The following is a 2,849-nucleotide window of genomic DNA, read 5'->3' as shown; positions in this document are numbered from 1 at the left end:
TCGAGCGACACGAAGGCGCCTTCCACTTCAGGCAGCTGGGTGATGGACCAGTCGCCCTTGGGGCCCTTGACCATGCGGATCACAGCGCCACGGCGAATCTGGGTCTTTGGGTTTCCCTTCTCGGCCAGGCCTGAGGTGACCGGCTTCAGCCCTTCACCGGTGACGGTGATCGACTCGCCGCTTTGCAGCACCGCCACCACCTTGCGTGGGCTGGCCTCTAGGGCGACCCCGGCACGCAACTCATCGTTGTCGGGGTGTTCGTCCAGCGCCTCAGCGATGCGAGCGTCCACATCCTTGGCGTTGGCCGGCAGGTCGATGTAGGCCTCGGGCCCACGGTAGACCTGGCGGCGCTCGTAGTCCAGGATGCCCTTGCGCAACGCGCGGTAGGCCGTCATCTGCTCGGCCGAATTCAGTGTCAGGTAGATGTTGAGGCCGCGGTTGTAGGCGTCGTCCCCGTACTGGCTGAAGATCATCTGGCGCGCAGCTTCGGCCACGTATTCGGCGTGAACCGCAACCTCCGACGGGGTGCGGTACTTCAGCGTTTCGTTGCGGGCCGCATCGTGTTGCTCTGGGGTGATGAACCCGTTCTCTAGCATCCGGTCGATGATGTACTGCTGGCGAACGGTGGCTCGCCGCGGGTTGGAGATCGGGTTGTAGGCTGATGGCGCCTTGGGCAGGCCCGCCAGCATGGCCGCCTCGGCGACGGTAATGTCCTTGAGCGGCTTGCCGAAGTAGATCTCGCTTGCAGCCGCAAAGCCATAGGCGCGCTGACCCAGAAAGATCTGGTTCATGTAGACCTCGAGGATCTGCTCCTTGGTGAGCACGCTCTCGATCTTCAGCGCGAGCAGGACTTCATAGATCTTGCGGGTGAAGGTTTTCTCGGTCGACAAGTAGAAGTTGCGCGCCACCTGCATCGTGATGGTCGATGCACCCTGGCTGCGGGATTCGGCGAACTGTGCCAAACCGGCGCGCAGCACGCCCTTGTAGTCGACGCCGCTGTGCTGATAGAAGCGAGCGTCCTCGATCGCCAGCACCGCGTGCTGCATCACCTTGGGGACTTGCGCGATGGGAGTGAAGTTGCGGCGTTCCTCGCCAAACTCGCCCAGCAGGACTGCATCGGCCGAATAGATCCGCATCGGCAGTTTGGGCCGGTAGTCCAGCAAGCCGCTGATCTCGGGCAGGTTGGGGTAAGCCACAGCCAGAGCCAAGCCAGCCAGCATCACGACCATCAGAACGCCTGCGACCACCAGGCCCAGCAGCCATGCCGCACCGCGAGCCAACCACCGCCCCCAGGGAGGCAAAGAAGCAAACAGAGGGGACGGGGAAGCAGCCGATCGATCGGATTCGCTCATGTAACTCCACAAAAGTCGCCGCGATTATAGGAAGGGCGTCTTGGCCTTCAGTGGAGTGTGAACTGCTTGGCAAATGCCTGAAGAGGGCTTCAGGGAAGACCCGAGGGTGCCAATTTTTGGCACCTTTTTGCGTCAGAGTTTCGCAACGAGACGAGGTTGTGAAAATTGGAAATATCTTTGTTGTACAAAGACTTTACTGCTAGCATTGAAGTAACTTCTTAACAATCCAGCGTGGCTAAAAATGCGTTGGGAGAGGGCGTCGTGAGCTTCCTAGACATGTTGTTGGGCCGCAAGCATCCACCGATGATCGGCTTGGACATCAGTTCGTCCAGCGTCAAGTTGGTGGAACTGGGGCAGAGCGCTTCCGGCGAGTACGTGCTGGAGCGTTTCGCTGCCGAAAGCTTTGAGAAAGGCTGGATCACCGACGGGCAGATCGAGAAATTCGATGAGGTGGCCGATGCGGTGCGGCGGGTCGTCACCAAAAGCGGCACCAAGACCAAGCAGGTTGTCATGGCCATGCCACAGTCGGCCGTGATCACCAAGAAGATCATGCTTCCCGCCGGCTTGCGCGAAGAAGAGCTCGAGCTCCAGGTCGAGTCCGAAGCCAATCAGTACATTCCGTTCTCGCTAGACGAAGTCAGTCTTGACTTCTCTGTCATCGGCCCCAGCCCCACTTCGGTTGGTGATGTCGAGGTGCTGATCGCAGCATCTCGCAAAGACCGTGTGCAGGATCGCCAGGGCCTGGCCGAGGCAGCTGGTTTGAAGCCGGTCGTGCTGGACATCGAGTCGCATGCTTCCCGGCTTGCCATGGGTCGCCTGATCGAGGCGTTGCCTAACGAAGGCAAGGACGCTTTGGTCGCGTTGTTCGAGATTGGTGCTGACACCACCAGCCTGAAGGTGCTGCGTGACGACGAGATGCTCTACGACCGCGATCAAGCCTTCGGTGGCTCGCAACTCACGCAACTGATTTCTCGGCAATACGGTTTCTCGTTTGAGGAAGCCGAGCAGAAGAAGCTGGCGTCCGATTTGCCTGAAGACTATGAGACGTCGATCTTGGCGCCATTCGTCGACAGTCTTTCGCAGGAAATCGGGCGAGCGCTGCAGTATTTCTTCACCAGTACGCCGCACCACAAGGTGCACTACGTGATGCTTGCTGGCGGGACGGCGACCTTGCCGGGGCTGAAGGATCGCGTGACCGAGTTGACGGGGTTCGCCTCGATGGTGGTGAATCCGTTCGACAACATGAAGCTTGGCTCCGCCGTGCGCGAAAGCAAGCTTCGCCGTGAGGCTCCGTCGTACCTCACCGCTTGTGGCTTGGCCATGCGGAGGTTTCTGCAGTGATATTGATCAACCTCCTCCCGCACCGGGAAGAACGGCGCAAGCGCCGCAAGGCAGCCTTCTTTCTGGGGCTGGGTTTGGCTGCAGCCGCCGGCTTGGCGGTCGTGGGCGTGTGGTACGTCGTCCTTCAGCAGATGACGTCCGGACAACAGCAGCGCA

At 60.2% G+C, this 2,849-nt stretch carries 2 protein-coding genes; one reads left to right on the top strand and one right to left on the bottom strand.

Translation table 11 applies throughout. From position 1 onward, the window contains the following. On the bottom strand, window positions 1-1,352 hold a 1,352-nt coding region (locus tag VFL64_RS08255; protein ID WP_489539896.1), incomplete at its 3' end, for a transglycosylase domain-containing protein. A 276-nt stretch (window positions 1,353-1,628) separates the two neighbouring features. On the opposite strand from VFL64_RS08255, the gene VFL64_RS08250 reads away from it, so the two are divergent. Next, window positions 1,629-2,693, top strand: a complete 1,065-nt coding sequence (locus tag VFL64_RS08250; RefSeq protein WP_489539897.1) for a pilus assembly protein PilM — start codon at window positions 1,629-1,631, stop codon at window positions 2,691-2,693. Window positions 2,694-2,849 lie beyond the last annotated feature (156 nt).

The sequence above is a fragment of the Rhizobacter sp. genome, assembly GCF_035702065.1.
Taxonomy (GTDB): Bacteria; Pseudomonadota; Gammaproteobacteria; order Burkholderiales; family Burkholderiaceae_C; genus Rhizobacter.
This window is presented reverse-complemented; position numbering and strand designations above follow the sequence as displayed.

Coding starts and splice junctions, on each gene's coding strand:
- VFL64_RS08250 (WP_489539897.1), top strand. CDS start 1,629: ATGTTGTTGGGCCGCAAGCATCCACCGATGATCGGCTTGGACATCAGT.